We start from the raw sequence: 13,664 nt of genomic DNA on the forward strand, positions 1-13,664 counted from the left end.
GGAGCGCGCCTGGCGGGCCACTGCTTTGGGGGCCGGGTGCAGCGGGGATTGTTGCGCGGTCTCTAACGGGTGGCGCGCGCGTGGCGCGCTCCTACAAGAGCATCGCGGGAGGTGGTCGCGAAAAAAAAGGCGCCTTTCGGCGCCTTTTCGTTACGGGTTGCTGTCCGGTGCCGGTTTTGCCGGAACCTGCGCCGTTTGCGGCGCGTCGATCTTGCGGCCGCCGTACGGAAGCACCGTGGACGCGATCTTCGGGTCCGCCTTGATCATCGCGACTTCGTCGCCAACGATGTGGGCGGCTTCGTCGAGCGGCGTGTCTTTCGCCTTCTTCGCCGCGGCTTCCTGCTTGATCTCCGACTTGATGCTGCGCTCGTTGGCGTTCAGGCCGTCGTCGGACGACGCGGTGTCGTCGCCAGTGTCGCCCGGGCTGCCGTCGCCGCCGAAGATCGCCTTGCGACGGTTGCGGAAGTCGGTCTGGATGGCTTCGTACTGCTTGCGCTCGGCCTGACGCGCGGCGAAGTTGAGCGAGATGTCGGTCTTGTCGCGCAGCTTCTGGTATTGCGCCAGCTCGTCGAGCATCAGCTTCCACGCCGGCGAATTCGCCACGCGCGCCTGATGCTTCTGATTGAGCGGGCCCACGATGGATTTCAGATCGGCGACCGGCTTGTAGTCGGCCGGATCGATGTGACGCCACGGCAGCGCGTTGTCGTAGGTGGACTCGCCGAATTCCTTCGCGTCGCCGTTCTGCGGGAACTGGACGTCGGGCGTGACGCCACGCAGCTGCGTGCTGTCGCCGTTGATGCGGATGAACTCGGCGATGGTCATCTTGAGTTCGCCGTACTTGGCATCCTCGCCCGTGGTGGTCTTGCCGAACCGGTCGAGGTCGACGAGGTTCTGCACCGTGCCCTTGCCGAAAGTGGGCTCGCCGATGATGACGCCACGGCCGTAATCCTGGATGGCGGCGGCGAAGATCTCCGACGCCGAGGCCGAGCCACGGTTGACCAGCACGGCCATCGGGCCGTCCCACGCCATGCCCGGCGCGTCGTCGCCCTGCGCGTCGATCTGGCCGCGCGCGTCGCGCACCTGCACCACCGGGCCGGTGTCGATGAACAGGCCGGTGAGTTCAGTGGCTTCGTTGAGCGAACCGCCGCCGTTGTTGCGCAGGTCCATGATCACGCCTTCCACCTTCTGCGCCTTCAGCTCGGTCAGAAGCTTGGACACGTCGCGGGTGGCGCTCTTGAAGTTGGCGTCGCCGTTACGGCGCGCGCCGAAGTCCTGGTAGAACGTGGGCAGTTCGATCACGCCGATCTTGCGCGTGACGTCGCCGTCCTTCACGTCGATGACCTTCGACTTGGCGGCCTGCTCTTCCATCGTGACCTTCTTGCGGACGAGCGTCACGATGTCGTGCTTGCCGTCGACGCCGGCATCGGCCGGAAGGATTTCGATGCGGACCGTGGTGTCCTTCTTGCCGCGGATGAGCTTGACCACGTCGTCCTGGCGCCAGCCCACGACGTCGACCATCGGGCCGGTTTCGCCCTGACCGATGGCGACGATGCGGTCGCCGGGTTTCATCTTGCCGGACTTGATCGCCGGGCCACCCGGCACGAGCTCGCGGATGGTGGTGTAGTCGTCGCGCGCCTGCAGCACCGCGCCGATGCCTTCCAGCGACAGGCGCATGGCGATGTCGAAGGTGTCGGCGGCGCGGGGGCCGAGGTAATCGGTGTGCGGATCGGTGGAATTGGCGTACGCGGTCATGAAGGCCTGCGTCGCGTCTTCGTCGTCGAGCTGGCGCACGCGCGAGATGTACGTGGCGTAGCGCTTGTCGAGCGTCTTGCGGATCTCGTCGTCGTTCTTGCCGGCGAGCTTCAGACGCAGCCAGTCGTTCATCGTGCGCTTGCGCCACACGTCGTCGAGCTCGGCCTGGTTCTTCGGCGCGGCGGCCTTCTTGCGGCCGAAGTTGAAGCTTTCGTTGCCGCTGAAATCGAAGCCCTTCGCGAGCAGGCCGCGCGCGTAGTTCATGCGGTCGACGGCGCGCGTGATGTACAGGTTGAACACCGAGAACGGACCGGAAAGATCCTGGTTCCAGATGGCGTCGTCGAACTGCGTCTTCAGCGGTTCGAACTTCGCGAGGTCTTCCTGGGTGAAGAACACCTTCTCGCTGTCGAGCGACTCGAGGTAGGCCTTGTAGATCTTGGCCGACATCGCGTCGTCGAGCGGCTGCGCCTGGTAGTGGAAGCGCGTGAGGAAACGCGCCGACAGCTGCGACGCCTGCGCTTCCGCCGCGGTGGGCTTCAGCGGCAGGCTGGACTCCTTGCGCTGCGGCTCCGGCGACGTCGCGGCTTCCGAGGCGTCCTTCGGCTGCGGCGCCGGTGCCGTCTTCGTCGCCGGCTCGGTCGCTCCCGGCTTCTGCATCTGCGCGGGCGCAGCGTTCTGGGCGTGGACGCCCGCGGCCGAGAGGGCCAGCAGGAGGGCGATCGCGGGGCGAAGAGTCATGTAGTCGGAGCCTCGGTGTTCTGTGGGGCGTTTATTCGACGACGCCGGCGGCGTGGGCCATCAGGTCGGCATGGTAGGAGGATCGCACCAACGGGCCGGAAGCGACATGGGAGAAACCCATGGCCTCGCCGGCGATGCGCAGCTCTTCGAACTCGTCCGGCGTCCAGTAGCGGACCACCGGGTGGTGGTGCGCGGTCGGCTGCAGGTACTGGCCGATGGTGATCATGTCGACGTCATGGGCGCGTAGATCGCGCATGGTCTCCAGCACCTGGTCCATCGTTTCGCCGAGGCCGAGCATGATGCCGGACTTGGTCGGCACGGACGGGTGCTGGGCCTTGAACCGCTTGAGCAGATCGAGCGACCACTGGTAGTCGGCACCCGGGCGCACTTCGCGGTAGAGGTGCGGTACGGTTTCGAGGTTGTGGTTGAAGACGTCCGGTGGGAAATCCTTCAGGACGTCGAGCGCGCGCTCCATGCGGCCCTTGCCGCGGAAATCCGGCGTGAGGATTTCGATGCGGATGTCGGGGCTGGCGTGGCGCACGGCGCGGATGCACGAGGCGAAGTGCTCGGCACCGCCGTCGCGCAGGTCGTCGCGGTCGACCGAGGTGATCACCACGTAGCGCAGGCGCATGTCGCGGATGGTCTCGGCCAGACGGGCCGGCTCGAGCGGATCCGGCGCCAGCGGACGGCCGTGAGCGACGTCGCAGAACGAGCAGCGGCGCGTGCAGACCTCGCCGAGGATCATGAAGGTGGCGGTGCCCTTCGAGAAGCACTCATGGATGTTCGGGCACGAGGCCTCTTCGCACACCGTGACCAGCGAGTTTTCGCGCAGGCGCGCCTTCAGCTGCTGCACGGCGTTGCCCTGCGGCAGGCGCACGCGGATCCAGCCGGGCTTGCGCAGCGCGGGCTGCGTGGTGTCGAAGGCCGCGCGGTTAAGCCCGATCTTGTCGTTGCCGAGCATCTTCTCGCCCGGCTTGTCGACCACGGCGATAGGGATGCTACGGAGGGGATTGGCGGAAGTCTGGCTCATAAGTCTGTCAGCCTCAGACCGCAACGCGCGCGGGGAGTTCGGGGAGAATGGGATCGGCGGGCACGGCGTGGAAGCCGAACTGCTTGCAGAATTCCTGAACCAGGACGTCTTCCACGTCTGCCAATCGCGACGGACCGCCCAAGTCTACCACCTGGGTGACCTCCAAACCCTTGTACCCGCAGGGATTGATGCGGTGATAGGGCTCGAGGTCCATGTCCACGTTGAAGGCCAGTCCGTGGAAGCTGCAGCCCCTGCGGATGCGCAGTCCGAGGGCCGCGACCTTGGCCTCGGCCACGTAGACGCCCGGGGCGCCTTCACGCCGGTCGGCACCGATATTCCACTCGCCAAGGGTGTCGATGATGGCCTGTTCGATGCGGCAGACCAGCTCGCGCACGCCCACGCCGACGCGGCGCAGGTCGATCATGGGGTAGGCCACGATCTGGCCCGGGCCGTGGTAGGTCACCTGGCCGCCGCGATCGACGCGCACGACCGGGATATCGCCGGCGAAGAGCACGTGCTCGTCGAGGCCGGCCTGGCCGAGGGTAAATACGGGATCGTGTTCCAGCAGCCACAGCTCGTCGACGGTGTCGTCGGTGCGGTTGTCGGTGAAGGCGCTCATGGCCTTCCAGCTGGCTTCGTAGGGGACGCGCCCCAGCCGGCGGACGTTGAGGGGGTGGGTCATGGGGATGCGGTCGTAGGAGATGGGGGGAAGCTGTGGGCTTGGGGCCTACGATACAAGGCGGGGTGGTCTGTCCCCAAGGCAGACCGTAGGAGCGCGCCCTGCGCGCGACAGCTTTTGAGGCCGGGAGCAACAGGCCGTGTTGCTCTTCGCGAAAAGCTGTCGCGCGCGAGGCGCGCTCCTACGAGGTTCCGACCATCCGGTCACATCGTGAAACGGATGTCCTTGTCCGCGCGCAGGGCGCTGTGCGCCTCCAGGTACTTCTCACGGGTCGGTGCGACGAAGCTCACGGTGACCGACTGGTAGTTGCCCGCCGGGGTGAGCTTGGTGGTCAGCGTTTCGTGGAGCACCTCGAGGCCGATGCCGTGAAGGAGGAACGGCACATGCTTGTCGAGACCCGCGTTGGCGTTGCCGATCGCGGTGATCTCGAACTCGCCCGGGAACTGGAATCCCTTGCCGTCCTTCTGTGCTTCGCTGAAGTCGATCTCACGCATGGCCGTACCCTCTTACTTCTTGTCGCCGTCGCTGTGGAACCACAGCATGATCGTGTCCCAGAGGCGCGAGAAGAAGCCGCCTTCCGGTGCGTCGGCCAGCGCCACCAGCGGCGCGGTGAACACGGGCTGGTCGTCGAGCGTCACGCGCAGCGTGCCGACCTGCTGGCCCTTCTTGAACGGGGCGATCAGCGTCGTCGGGATGTCGAGGTTGGCCTTGAGCTTGTCGTAGTCGCCGCGCTTGACCGAGACCATCGCGTCTTCGGCGACGCCCAGCGGCAGCGTGTTTTCGGCACCCTTCCACAGCTTGGGCGTGGCGAGCGGCTTGTTGGCTTCGTAGAGCTTGTGCGATTCGTAGAAGCGGAAACCGTAGTTGAGCAGCGCCAGCGCGGCGTCGGCGCGGCCCTTCTCGCTGCTGGCACCCATGACGATCGCGATCATGCGGGCGTCGCCCTGCTTCGCCGAGGCGGCGAGGCAGTAACCGGCCGCGGCGGTGTGGCCGGTCTTGATGCCGTCGACGGTGTTGTCGCGCCACAGCAGCAGGTTACGGTTGTGCTGCTTGATGCCGTTCCATTCGAACTCCTTCACGGCCGAGATCGCGTAGTCCTCGGGGAAGTCGTGGATGAGCGCACGCGACAGCACCGCGATGTCGCGCGCGGTGGTGTAGTGGTTGGCCACCGGGTAGCCCGATGCATTCTGGAACTGCGAATGCGTCATGCCCAGCTGCTTCGCGTAGGCGTTCATCAGGTTCGCGAACGCCGGCTCGGAGCCCGCGGTGTGCTCGGCGAGCGCGATGGCGGCGTCGTTACCCGACTGGATGATCATGCCGTAGAGCAGGTCCTTCAGCGGCACCTGGCTGTTGAGCTTGAGGAAGCTGGTGGAGCCATCGGTGCTGGCACCGCCGCCACGCCACGCGTTCTCGCTGATCGTGACCGGGTCGGTCATGTGGATCTTGCCGTTGGCGACTTCCGCGGACACGACGTAATCGGTCATGACCTTGGTGATCGAGGCTGGCTCGACCTGCATGTCCGGATCCTTCGACGCGATGATCTGCCCGGTGTTGTAGTCCATCAGCACCCAGCTCTTGCCTTCCACATCCGGCGGCGGCGGCACGGGGGCCTCGGGCACGACGGGGCGCGGCACCACCGGGCGCGGCGGCGTCTGCTGCGCCACGGACACGCCGGCGACGAGCGCGGCGGCGGCGAAAGCGAACAGGGAGCGGGGCAAAAGCTTCATCGTTTCAGCGGTCCAGTCAAAAACAAGCGGGAAAAAAGGGGCTCAGTCTACCGCGACCGAGGGCCTGGGCAGGCCCATGCCGGCAATCTGGTCGGTCACTTTGTCAGCGGTATCAACATCGGCCAGCGGGCCTACCCGTACGCGACGGACGTTGCGGCCGCCCAGGCTGGTCTCGATGACACTGACAGGGCCAAGGCCCGCACGGTTCAACTGATCGGCCACGCGGTTGGCGTTGGCCACATCGGAGAACGCGCCGACCTGGAGGTAGATGCTGGGTTTGCCGGGCACGGCGGCGGGGCTTGAGGGCACTGCGGCAGGGCTGGACGGGGCGGACGCGGCGCTGGCCGACGCGGCGCCAGGCTCACTAGCTACGGGCGGCCTGGCGGCGGGGATCGTGGTGCCTACCGGGGCCGGGATAGCCGACGACGGGGCCCGCGTCGCAACGGGGCCCGTTACGGCCGGCGAAGGGCCACGCGTGGCGGGGGCTGCGCCAGCAGGTGACGCGGCCGGGCGGGCGCCCTGCCCGCTCGCGCCCGGCGGCAAGGCGTCGGCCACCGAGGCGTCGGTCATGCCCGGCACGGGGCCGGCATCCTCCGGATTGCCAACGGCGACCGGGGTGGAGGTCGTGCTGTTCGGCGCCGGGCGCGGGGCCGCAGCCAGGGCGGCCCCGGTAGCCACGGCCGCAGGCGTCGCGACCGTACGCGCCGCGGGTGCCGGCGTGCCGCCGTAGGAACGCGCGGGCGGCGGCGGGGCCGTCACCGGCGCGGGCTTTGGTGTGGTCTGCACGAACGGCGGCGCGGCGACCGACGAAGGATCACCCGGGTCGATCGCGCGCACTTCGACCAGGCCGGTGCCGCTCGGCCACACGCCGATCTTCACGGCGGCGGCGAACGAGAGATCGATGATGCGGTTTTCATGGAACGGCCCGCGATCGTTGATGCGCACGATCACGCTCTTGCCGTTCTGCAGGTTGGTGACACGCGCGTAGCTCGGCAGCGGCAGCGTCTTGTGCGCCGCGCTGAACTGGTACATGTCGTATTCCTCGAGGTTCGAGGTCTTATAGCCGTGGAACTTGTTCCCGTAGAACGAGGCGATGCCGCGCTCCACGTAGCCCTTGGGCGTGGGCAGTACGTTGTAGGTCTGGCCGAGCACCGAGTACGGCGACTTGTTGCCGTAGAGGGACCGCGGTTCGTTCTTCGGCACCGGCTCCGGGATCTTGCTGAAATCCGGCATCTCGGTGGGAACGCTGTCGTTCTTGCTGCCGTAGCGCGAACCCTGCGAGCGGCTGATGTCGTCGTAAGGCCGGCCGGAACCGCCGCCGCGCTTGCCACCCGAGGGCGAGCGCGTGTTGTGGCCGCCACCGCAGGCGGAGAGCACCAGGGCGACCAGCACGATGAAGCCCCACCGTAGGAGCCCACCCTGTGGGCGACGCCCTTCGCCCAAACGCAGCAGGCCCTGCAGCGTTCTCGTCGAAAGATGTCGCCCACAGGGTGGGCTCCTACGACGAGCGGTCGTCACGTCCAGGTTCACCGCCCCCACGGTGCCCGTGTTCATCGCCCGCCGGGTCCCTTCACGCGTGCGCGGATTTCCCGTGCGAGCTGGTCGACGGCGAGGGCGTACATGGGGCTGCGGTTGTAGGTGGTGATCACGTAGAAGTTCTGGAACGTGAACCAGTATTCGTCACCCGCGGGGCCATCGAGACGCAGCAGCTGCGCGTCGCGGCCCGGATCCAGGTGCTGCACCGGTGCGAAGCCGGTGGCGACGAAGGATTCCACCGGTGCGACCGGTCGCCAGTCCTTCGGGACCGCCGGCGCCTGCGCACGGCGATCCGGCTGGGCGCGCGCGGCGACCGGGCCGCCGGTCTGCCAGCCGTGTTCCTTGAAGTAGTTCGCGACGCTGGCAAAGATGTCGCCCATCGAACCCTTCATGTCGATGCGGCCATCGCCGTCGTAATCCACGCCCCAATCGCGGATGGAGCTGGGCATGAACTGGCCCCAGCCCTGCGCGCCGGCATACGAGCCGGTGAGCGTATCCAGCGGGCCGCCCAGGTGGTTCGACGGCAGTTCCAGCAGCACCTTCAGCTGCTCGCGGAAGAACGGCGCGCGCTTGGGGTAGTAGAAGGCCAGCGTGGTCAGCGCATCGAGCACCTTGTACTTGCCGGTGTTGCGGCCGTAGAAGGTCTCCACGCCGACGATCGCCACGATGTATTCGGCCGGCACGCCGTATTTGCGGCTGATCCCGTCCAGCAGTGCTTCGTGCGTGCGGTAGAAATCGGCGCCGGCGCTGATCCGCTCCTCGGTGAGGAAGATCGGCCGGTAGGCGCTCCACGGCTTGCCCTCGGCCGGGCGGTTCATCGCATCGATGATGCTTTGCTGCATCTTCGCCCCGTTGAGCAGCTTGTTCAGCGCCCAGGGGCTCTTGCCGGTGTCCTTCGCCACCTCGCGCACCAGCGCGGCCTGGCCGGGGTGGGTTTCCACCGGGGCAGTGGCGGCAGCGGCCGTGCCAAACGCGAGCAGCAGGGGAAGCAGAAGAGCCATCACCCCCCACTTGTGGGAGTGAGCGTGCGAGCGCCGCGCTTTGCGAAGAGCCATCGTTCGCAAGCTCACTCCCACGGGGAGGTGCTGTACGTGTCGAGCGGGTCGTGCGCGGTGCGCAGGCAGAGCATCATCCATGAGCCGAAGCGTAACACGCGAAAGTGGCGCATCCCGGGCTGGCTCGGGCGCGTGTTCAGCCATCAATCGTGGAGTTTTCGATTGGCGTGGATCGACATGAGCACGCCGAAGCCCGTCAGCAACGACACCGCAGACGTGCCACCGTAGCTGACCAGCGGCATCGGCACGCCGACCACCGGCAGGATGCCCGCGACCATGCCGCCGTTGACCGCGACGTATACGAAAAAACTCATGCCAATCGCACCGGCCAGGAGACGCGAGTAGGTATCGCGCGCGTTCATCGCGATCCACAGGCAGCGGCCGATGATGAACGCGTAGAGCAGCATGATGGCGATGACGCCGACCAGGCCGAACTCCTCGGAGAACACGGCGAAGATGAAGTCGGTGGTGTGCTCGGGCAGGAAATCGAGGCGCGACTGGGTGCCGTGCTGCCAGCCCTTGCCGAACACGCCGCCGGAGCCCACGGCGATCTTCGACTGGATGATGTGCCACCCATTGCCGAGCGGATCCGATTCCGGATCCAGCAGGGTGCGCACGCGGTTGCGCTGGTATTCGTGGAGGAACTGCCAGGCCACCGGGATGGCAGCGCCCGCGCCGCCGACCAGCAGGCCGATGCGCCACCAGGCCATGCCCGAGAGGAACAGGGCGAAGGCACCCGCGCCAGCGACGAGCAGCGCGGTACCGAGGTCAGGCTGTTCCGCGATCAGGCCGGCCGGCACGGCGATCAGCAGGCCAACCACGATGATGTCCTTCCAGCCCGGCGGCAGCTGCCGCGGGTGCAGGTACCAGGCCACCATCATCGGCATGGTGAGCTTCAGCAGCTCCGAGGGCTGGAAGCGCATGAAACCGAGATCGAGCCAGCGATAGGCACCCCTGCCCTCGCCCAGCGCGGCCACCACGAACAGCAGCGCGGTGCTGCCGGCATAGAGCCACGGCGTCCAGGAACGGAGCACCGGCGGCGGGATGCGCGAGATGATCAGCAGCAGCACGCCACCGAGCACGAAGCGCGCAGCCTGCCCACCCACCAGCGAATAGTTGCCGCCACCCGCGCTGTACAGCGTGGTGAGGCCCGCGCCGGCGAGCAGCAGCAGCGCCAGCAACAGCGGCAGGTCGAGCCGCGGCCGCGTCAGGAGACGCAGGCCGAAGCGCTTCATGCGGACGGTGAGTTGCTCGAGCACGGTTACTGGTCCTCACCGTTGTCATCGGGCGGCAGTTCGCTGCTGGTCGGCGGCGCAGGCGCAGCGCCCTGCACCGAATCCGAAGCGGCCGGTGCGTCTTCCAGCGGCGCGTCGGAGGTCGCGACCGGCCCCGGCGGCATCTCGGACGGACGCGGGCCACCTTCATCCACCACCCACTGGTCGAGGATCTTGCGCGCGATGGGGCCGGAATCCTCCGCACCCCATGCGCCGGCCTCGAGCACCACGGCCACGGCGATCTTCGGATCTTCCGCCGGCGTGTACGCGATGAACAGCGCGCGGTGGCGGCTGGCGAGGTAGGCCTTGTTCTTGTTGGTGTCGTAGGCATCGGATTTGCGCGAGAAGCGCTCGGCCGTGCCGCTCTTGCCCGCGATGATGTACGGGAACCCGAACGGGAGCTTCTTACCGGTGCCCCTGCCCGAGTTGATCACCGCGACCATGCCTTCGTTCACCGTATCCCAGTCCGCCGGCTTCTTGATGATCGACGGACCGGTCGGCGGGAAGGCTTGCCGCACGCGCGGGCTGTCGACGCCATCCTGCGTATCGAGCAGCAGGTGCGGCGCGTACGGCACGCCGCGCCCCGCGAACGTGGCGACGGCGTGGGCCAGCTGGATCGGCGTGACCGCCCAGTAGCCCTGGCCGATGCCCGCGATGATGGTTTCGCCCGGGAACCAACCGGATTTGCTACGCCCGGCCTTCCATTCACGCGACGGCAGGACACCCTCCACTTCGCCCACGAGGTCGATGCCGGTCTTCTGGCCGAAGCTGAACTTCGACATCCAGGACGACAGGCGGTCGATGCCCATGTCCAGCGCGAGCCGGTAGAAGTACGTATTCGTCGAAAGCTCGATGGCGTGGACCATGTTCACCGTGCCGTCGCCGCCGCGCTTATCGTCGCGATAGCAGCGACTCTGCCCGGGGATACAGAACTCACCCGTCGACAGCACCGTATCCGATGGCTTGCGGATACCCAGGGCAAGGCCACCCAGCGCCAGGAACGGCTTCACCGTCGAGCCCGGCGGATACACGCCGCGCAGCGCGCGGTTATACAGTGGCTTGTCGGGGTCGGTGGTCAGCGCTTTGTAGTCGACCGAGCTGATGCCGTTGACGAACAGGTTGGGGTCGTAGTTCGGCACGCTGGCGAACGCCAGCACCTGGCCGTTGCGCGGATCGATGGCAATGGCTGCGCCCGCGCGGTCGCCCATCGCCTGCAGCGCAGCCTTCTGCAGGCGCACGTCGATGCTCAGGTAGATGTTCTTGCCCGGTGTTGGCGGCGTGGTGTCGAGCACGGCCTGGGTGCGTCCATCCGCGTTCACTTCGACCAGCTCGTAGCCGGGCGCGCCGTGTAGCAGCTTTTCGTAAGAACGTTCGATGCCGATGCGGCCGATGTGCGTGGTGCCCTTGTAGCTGGCCTCTTCCTCGTCATCCATGCGATCGAGGTCGTCGGCATCGATGCGGCTGACGTAACCGATGACGTGCGCGAGCTCGGGGCCCATGGTGTAGCGGCGGGTGAGGTACGGGACCACGTCCACGCCGGGGAAACGCCAGCGGTTCACGGCGAAGCGGCCGATCTCGTCCTCGGTGAGCTTGAGCTTCAGCGGCACGCCTTCGAACCGGCGGCTCTGCTTCACCTGCTTCTTGAACACGCTGATGTCGTCATCGCTGAGCGGCACCACCGCGCCCAGCTCGCCGAGCATCTTGTCCATGTCGCCGACCTGCTCGGGGGTCACTTCCAGGCGGAAGGCCGGCACGTTGTCGGCGAGCAGCACGCCGTTGCGGTCGTAGATGAGCCCGCGCGCCGGCGGGATCGCGCGCGGCTTGATCCGGTTCTGCTCGCTGCGGGCGGCGAATTCATCGTGGTGGTAGACCTGCAGGTACACGTAGCGCGTGCACACCGCGATCAGGCCGAGCAGGATCAGGGCAAAGCCGGCCAGCGCGCGGCGGCGGAACAACGCCACCTCACCACGCATTTCCTTGATGGAGGCGCGCCGCCGGCTCATGCCTCGTGGATGCGCAGGCGAGCGCGCAGGTCATCGAGGATCAGGAACAGGAACGGCCACAGCGCCGCGCCCACGAACGGCGAGATCCAGAAATCCGCGGGCGGCAGCGGGTCGCCACCGAGCACGCGGACGAGCAGCAGGAGCACGCGGTCGTTGAGCAGGAAGCCCAGCACGGCCAGGGTCTGCTGCCACATGGGGAAGAAGCGCAGGCGCGAGCGGAAGCGCAGCGCGATGAAGACCATGGCGGTGAGGCGCAGGGCCTGCTCGCCGAGCAGCATGCCGTCGAACAGGTCAGCGCCGACGCCCAGGCAGAAGGCCAGGCCCAGGGTCACGCGATCGCCGGACTGCAGGCACCAGTACAGCAGCACCAGCGCGGGCCAGTACGGCTTGTACGGGGTGAGCGGGCCGGGCAGCGGGATCAGCATCAGCACGAGCGAGAGCAGCAGCGTGGCGGCGAACCAGAGCTGGCGGACGCGGGTCTTGTTCATGGCGTGGTCCCCGTGGCGCTGCTGGACGCGCGCGCCGGGGCCCCGCTGGCGGTGGGTGCGGTGACCTTCGGCAGCGTCGGGCTGGGCGCGGGTGCGGCCGGCGGCGCGTTCGGATCCGGGGCCATGTCGGCCGGCGGGCCGGCGTTCGGGGCGAGTTCGGGCGGCCCGGCGGGTTCGGCCAGGTCGTGGAGCAGGAGCACGTCTTCGCTGCGGTCGAGGTCCGCCGCCGGCATGGCATTGGCCGAGAGGAAGGTGCCGGATGCGGTCTGCTGCACGTCGCGGATGGTGCCGACCGGGAAACCGGTGGGGAAACGCCCGCCCAGGCCCGAGGTGACCAGCTTGTCGCCGGCCTGCACATCGGCCGAGACCGGGATGTTCGGCAGCGTGAGCATGTCACCGCCGCGCGAGCCATAGGCCACGGTACGCAGGCCCGTGCGCTCGATGGTCACCGGGATGGCGTGGTTCGGATCGGTGATGAGCATGGCGACGGAGGTGGTGGGCATCACTTCGATGACCTGGCCCATGACCCCGCGCGCATCAATGACCACCTGCCCCACTTTCACCTGGTCGCGGGCGCCCACGTTCAGCACGATGCGATGACGGAACGCACCGAGGTCCACGCCGATGAGGCGCGCGAGCTGCACGTTGAGTGAGAGGCTGTGCTGGGTATCCAGCAGTTCCTTCAGGCGCTGGTTCTGCTCGGCGACGGAGGCCATGCGGTTGAGCTTGGCGTTGGCGAGCAGCAGGTCTTCGCGCAGGCGCTGGTTGGCCTCGGTGAGGCGCTGGCGATCGGCGAACGCCACCGTCGCCGCCTGGAAGCCCTGCGACGGCAGGCCGGCGATGCGATACACCGGCTCCACCAGGATCGACAGCCCATAGCGGACATTGGCCAGCCAGCCGCCGCGATGGTCCAGGACCATCAGCACGCAGGCGAGCGCGTGGTAAACGATAAGCCGCAGGGTGCCCGCCACGCCGGGCGAGAACAGCGGCGACTTATCGTCGCGATTAAGGGCCATGGATTAGCGCGCCCAGGCCGACGCGGCGCGCGCGTCCATCATTCGAAAGCGAAGAAGTCGCTGCCGTGCTGGTCGATCATCTCGAGGGCCTTGCCGCCGCCGCGGGCCACGCAGGTGAGCGGGTCGTCGGCCACGGCCACGTGCAGGCCGGTTTCCTCGGAGATGAGGCGATCCAGGTCGCGCAGCAGGGCGCCACCACCGGTGAGCACGATGCCGCGCTCGGCCACGTCGGAGCAGAGCTCCGGCGGGGTCTGCTCCAGGGCGGCCTTGACCGCCGCCACGATGCCCGAAAGCGGCTCGTGCAGGGCCTCGAGGACCTCGTTGGAGTTGATCGAGAACATGCGCGGCACGCCCTCGGCCAGGTTG

12 protein-coding genes are annotated in these 13,664 nt (G+C 67.6%); all 12 read right to left on the reverse strand.

All coding sequences use genetic code 11. The features are described from left to right. Positions 1-150: 150 nt before the first annotated feature. Positions 151-2,490, reverse strand: a complete 2,340-nt coding sequence (locus ACTHLF_RS08730) for a carboxy terminal-processing peptidase (RefSeq protein ID WP_440326625.1) — start codon at positions 2,488-2,490, stop codon at positions 151-153. 31 nt (positions 2,491-2,521) lie between these two features. Next, the gene (lipA, locus tag ACTHLF_RS08735) at positions 2,522-3,520 is read right to left on the reverse strand and encodes a lipoyl synthase (RefSeq protein ID WP_440326627.1); all 999 of its coding nucleotides are present in this window, start codon (positions 3,518-3,520) and stop codon (positions 2,522-2,524) included. Between the two features lie 13 nt (positions 3,521-3,533). Next, positions 3,534-4,202 (reverse strand): lipoyl(octanoyl) transferase LipB, encoded by a 669-nt coding sequence (gene lipB, locus ACTHLF_RS08740; protein ID WP_440326629.1) that lies wholly within the window; start codon positions 4,200-4,202, stop codon positions 3,534-3,536. Between the two features lie 200 nt (positions 4,203-4,402). Next, positions 4,403-4,693 carry a DUF493 family protein gene (locus ACTHLF_RS08745; RefSeq protein ID WP_440326631.1) on the reverse strand — a complete coding sequence of 97 codons (291 nt, stop codon included), beginning with the start codon at positions 4,691-4,693 and terminating at the stop codon, positions 4,403-4,405. 12 nt (positions 4,694-4,705) lie between these two features. Next, entirely contained in the window at positions 4,706-5,926 is a 1,221-nt protein-coding gene (locus tag ACTHLF_RS08750; RefSeq protein WP_440326633.1) for a D-alanyl-D-alanine carboxypeptidase family protein, read from the reverse strand. A 42-nt stretch (positions 5,927-5,968) separates the two neighbouring features. Then, positions 5,969-7,318 (reverse strand): septal ring lytic transglycosylase RlpA family protein, encoded by a 1,350-nt coding sequence (locus ACTHLF_RS08755; RefSeq protein ID WP_440326635.1) that lies wholly within the window; start codon positions 7,316-7,318, stop codon positions 5,969-5,971. 158 nt (positions 7,319-7,476) lie between these two features. Further along, entirely contained in the window at positions 7,477-8,463 is a 987-nt protein-coding gene (mltB, locus tag ACTHLF_RS08760) for a lytic murein transglycosylase B (RefSeq protein WP_440326637.1), read from the reverse strand. Between the two features lie 197 nt (positions 8,464-8,660). Then, entirely contained in the window at positions 8,661-9,752 is a 1,092-nt protein-coding gene (gene rodA, locus ACTHLF_RS08765; protein WP_440326643.1) for a rod shape-determining protein RodA, read from the reverse strand. A 26-nt stretch (positions 9,753-9,778) separates the two neighbouring features. Next, on the reverse strand, positions 9,779-11,794 hold the full coding sequence (mrdA, locus tag ACTHLF_RS08770; protein ID WP_440326639.1) for a penicillin-binding protein 2: 2,016 nt from the start codon (positions 11,792-11,794) through the stop codon (positions 9,779-9,781). After that, a complete protein-coding gene (gene mreD / locus ACTHLF_RS08775; protein WP_247429850.1) occupies positions 11,791-12,282 on the reverse strand; it encodes a rod shape-determining protein MreD in 492 nt (163 codons plus the stop codon). Before mreD ends, mrdA begins: the two co-directional genes overlap by 4 nt. Next, positions 12,279-13,298, reverse strand: a complete 1,020-nt coding sequence (gene mreC, locus ACTHLF_RS08780) for a rod shape-determining protein MreC (RefSeq protein WP_440326641.1) — start codon at positions 13,296-13,298, stop codon at positions 12,279-12,281. Before mreC ends, mreD begins: the two co-directional genes overlap by 4 nt. A 38-nt stretch (positions 13,299-13,336) precedes the next feature. After that, positions 13,337-13,664: rod shape-determining protein (locus tag ACTHLF_RS08785; RefSeq protein ID WP_440326642.1), on the reverse strand; the 328-nt coding region annotated here is incomplete at its 5' end.

Origin of the sequence: Luteibacter sp., assembly GCF_051958795.1 — a bacterium.
Lineage (GTDB): Bacteria > Pseudomonadota > Gammaproteobacteria > Xanthomonadales > Rhodanobacteraceae > Luteibacter.

Excerpts from the sequence above, each read along its gene's own strand:
- ACTHLF_RS08730 (WP_440326625.1), bottom strand. The coding sequence starts at position 2,490 with ATGACTCTTCGCCCCGCGATCGCCCTCCTGCTGGCCCTCTCGGCCGCG.
- lipA (WP_440326627.1), bottom strand. The coding sequence starts at position 3,520 with ATGAGCCAGACTTCCGCCAATCCCCTCCGTAGCATCCCTATCGCCGTG.
- lipB (WP_440326629.1), bottom strand. The coding sequence starts at position 4,202 with ATGACCCACCCCCTCAACGTCCGCCGGCTGGGGCGCGTCCCCTACGAA.
- ACTHLF_RS08745 (WP_440326631.1), bottom strand. The coding sequence starts at position 4,693 with ATGCGTGAGATCGACTTCAGCGAAGCACAGAAGGACGGCAAGGGATTC.
- ACTHLF_RS08750 (WP_440326633.1), bottom strand. The coding sequence starts at position 5,926 with ATGAAGCTTTTGCCCCGCTCCCTGTTCGCTTTCGCCGCCGCCGCGCTC.
- mltB (WP_440326637.1), bottom strand. The coding sequence starts at position 8,463 with ATGGCTCTTCTGCTTCCCCTGCTGCTCGCGTTTGGCACGGCCGCTGCC.
- rodA (WP_440326643.1), bottom strand. The coding sequence starts at position 9,752 with ATGAAGCGCTTCGGCCTGCGTCTCCTGACGCGGCCGCGGCTCGACCTG.
- mrdA (WP_440326639.1), bottom strand. The coding sequence starts at position 11,794 with ATGAGCCGGCGGCGCGCCTCCATCAAGGAAATGCGTGGTGAGGTGGCG.
- mreD (WP_247429850.1), bottom strand. The coding sequence starts at position 12,282 with ATGAACAAGACCCGCGTCCGCCAGCTCTGGTTCGCCGCCACGCTGCTG.
- mreC (WP_440326641.1), bottom strand. The coding sequence starts at position 13,298 with ATGGCCCTTAATCGCGACGATAAGTCGCCGCTGTTCTCGCCCGGCGTG.